General features: G+C 66.5%; 2 protein-coding genes. Both read right to left on the bottom strand.

Annotated elements, in window-relative coordinates; genetic code table 11:
- Window positions 1-112: 112 nt before the first annotated feature.
- Window positions 113-1,435 (bottom strand): transposase, encoded by a 1,323-nt coding sequence (locus D9599_RS30410; RefSeq protein ID WP_198385079.1) that lies wholly within the window; start codon window positions 1,433-1,435, stop codon window positions 113-115.
- Window positions 1,436-1,726: 291 nt separating this feature from the next.
- Window positions 1,727-2,416 carry a recombinase family protein gene (locus D9599_RS30405; RefSeq protein WP_198385078.1) on the bottom strand — a complete coding sequence of 230 codons (690 nt, stop codon included), beginning with the start codon at window positions 2,414-2,416 and terminating at the stop codon, window positions 1,727-1,729.
- Window positions 2,417-2,467: the final 51 nt, after the last annotated feature.

Below are 2,467 nucleotides of genomic sequence, written 5' to 3'. Positions count from 1 at the left end.
AAAGGGGACGATGTTTGCCTATCCGACTGGTGCTTCGGACATCGGCTATATGATCTAGCAGCATGTCGGCTTTGCGTCTGCGGTTGAGGTTGTCTGACACGGTGAGGCTTGATCACGCCTGTCGCAGGCGGTGCAGCCTGCGGCAGTTGTAGGCGAGTGCGATTGAGGTCCACTCGCTGGTGACCTTGGCGATACCGCGGAGGTGGAAGCGAGTGAAGCCGAGGGCCGCCTTGATGATGCCGAAGACGGGTTCGACGGTCTGCTTGCGGCGGGCGTAAAGGGCTTTGGCATCTTCGGTGTCCAGCTTTTCCAGCATGGTGAGGCGCCAGGGCTCGGTGATGCGTCGCGGGATCTTTGGCTCGGGCGACGGCCGGAAGTTGTAGGGCCGGTGCGGCTGGGTACGGCCGATGGCGACCAGCGGCTCGATCTTCCGCGCCTTGAGGGCCGCGACTGCCTCGCCCGAGGCGAAGCGGGTGTCGGCGAGAGCGGTCGTTGGCAGGCCGATGCCGTGCTCCATGCCGAGGATGGTGGCGGCGAAGCTCGGAGCATCGGACGGGCAGGCGGTCAAGTTGGTGGCGAGGATCAGCTGCGAGCCCTCAGCGCAGACCACGGCCTGTGCGTTGTAGGCCTGGCGGTACTCGTGGGCGTCGGAGCGGCGCATCAGCGCACTGTCGGGGTCGGTGAGGTTGGATTGCCGTGTCGGCGGCGGGTCGTCCTCGGGCGGCTTGGGCGGGCGGCCGCGCCGGCCCTTCTTCGCGTCATAGGCCGCTTTCCTGGCCTCGTACTCGGGCCGCGCGGCTTCCGCGTCTGCGCGAGCCTGTTCCTCCAGCCGGGCGCAGGCGGCATCGAGCTTGGCCCTGAGCGCCTCGCGCCGGGCGATCTCGGCGGGCAGCGCCTGCGGATCGGGCTGGGCCTCCGTGTCGGCCGCTTCAGCCTGGGCGGTCAGGGCCGCAATGTCGGCGGTGAGCTTCTCCTGCAGCGCCTTGGCACGGTCATACCGCACGGAGCGGATCTTGGAGGCGTTCGCATCGAGCTTGGTGCCGTCGATCGAAACCGTGCCGAGCCGCAGCAAACCGGTTTCGCGCGCCAGCAACAGCACCTGCAGGAAGGCTGCCTCGAAGGCCGCGATGGTGTCGTGGTCTGGGTGCAGGTTCGCCGCCACGTAACGCACACCGATGTCACGATGCGTCGCCCGCTCGATGCGGCGGGAGGAGAAGATTCCGTTGGCGTAGCTGTAGATCAGTATCGCCAGCATCAGCCGCGGATGATACTGCGCGCGGCCACCTGGGATCGGGCGGACGGCAAAGGCGCCGAGCGGCACCCGATCCACCGCTGCCACCACGAAGTGCGCCACGTCATCGGCCGGAAGCCAGTCCTTGGCGTCCGGCGGCAGGAGGAAGGCCTGGTCGCGGCTGAACGGAATGAACTGCGTCATGCCCATCAGATTCGCCCATTTCAGGTCGAAGAGGAATCCGACAGACTGCTAGAGGATGTCTGTTTCCGCGGCTGCGGTACTGAAAGCGGAACTGCCATTATCGGCCAACACTGGCCGTAGAAGACAAGTTTCAACGAACCGCTTTTATGCCTGCTCCTCGCGCGCAAAGCGCCAGTCCGACGGGTCAGGATCGGCGTCCACTATCGGCAGCAGTGTGGTAAAAAGGATTTCGGCCCGCGCGGTTAGCACGTGCAGACGGGCCTTCTATTCCTCGGTTTTGGGGTGACGGCGTTATGGATGCCGCAGCAACACGCGATGCACCTGTGACGCGCCCCACACCTCCCGCCCCATCGGCGTGCGCACGCCGCGCGCGGTCAGCGCTGCGGCAATTTGCCGCAGCGACGTAGCGCCAGCTCGACGCGCGGCAATAATAAACGGCAGCACGTCGGTTGCGCGCTTTGCCGCGTCGCGCTGCCAGGCTTTCGTCGCCATCGCCGCGGTTTCGCTGTCACCGGCCCGTAGCCTCGGATTCCCCAGCACCACGCCGCGGGCCTTCGCCGCGGCCAGCGCGGCTCGTGTGCGAGAGCTGATAGCGCGGGCCTCTTCCTCAGCCACCAACGCCATGATGCCGATGGTCAGCCGGTTGGCGTGCGGCATGTCCACGGCGACGAACTCCAAGCCGGCTTTCTCAAGCCCGAGTAGGAAGTGCGCGTCGCGTGCCAAGCGGTCGAGCTTGGCGATCAGCAGCACCGCGCGTCGTGCCCGACTCTCAGCCATCGCCGCTGCGAGTTGCGGCCGGTCGCTGCGCTTGCCGCTCTCCACCTCCTCGAAACTGGCGCACACGACTCCGCCGGTGGCTGCCGCATGTCGCGCGACGGCTGATCGCTGGGCTTCTAGCCCAAGGCCGGACCGGCCCTGCCGGTCGGTGCTCACCCGGTAGTAAGCGACGAAGCGGGGCGGAGAAGGAGCGTGAGGGAGCATCTCAGGTCCCAAAATGCCCTTTTTTACCCCTTTGTCGCAATCCCAAACGGG

The sequence above is a fragment of the Roseomonas sp. KE2513 genome, from assembly GCF_016107305.1.
Lineage (GTDB): Bacteria > Pseudomonadota > Alphaproteobacteria > Acetobacterales > Acetobacteraceae > Roseomonas.
Note: the sequence above shows the minus strand (reverse complement) of the source record. Positions and strands in the feature narration are given on the sequence as shown.

Coding starts and splice junctions, on each gene's coding strand:
- D9599_RS30410 (WP_198385079.1), bottom strand. CDS start 1,435: ATGACGCAGTTCATTCCGTTCAGCCGCGACCAGGCCTTCCTCCTGCCG.
- D9599_RS30405 (WP_198385078.1), bottom strand. CDS start 2,416: ATGCTCCCTCACGCTCCTTCTCCGCCCCGCTTCGTCGCTTACTACCGG.